Genomic DNA, 252 nt, shown 5'->3' with positions numbered 1-252 from the left:
GTACGACTCGGAGTGGCCCCACGCCCCGCACGGCGTGCAGTAGCAGCGAGCGATGTAGTCCAGTCCCCACTTGATCTGGGTGGTGGCGGTGGTGGCCCAGTCGGTGCCGAAGGCCGCCATCTTGCTGCCGGGGAGCGCCTGCGGGATGCCCGTAGCGCCGCTGCCCGGGTTCATCGCCTGGTAGTTTCACTGCGACTCGCGCTGCCACAGTTGCTGGAGGCACTGGAACTGGTCGGAACCCCAGCCGTACTG

At 67.9% G+C, this 252-nt stretch carries 1 pseudogene; it reads right to left on the bottom strand.

Features of this window, described 5'->3' with window-relative positions:
• Positions 1 to 252: pseudogene (locus ACPYOG_RS20095) on the bottom strand (aggregation-promoting factor C-terminal-like domain-containing protein); the annotation flags it as partial.

The sequence above is a fragment of the Leifsonia sp. HAY1-4F genome, assembly GCF_056755275.1.
Note: the sequence above shows the minus strand (reverse complement) of the source record. Positions and strands in the feature narration are given on the sequence as shown.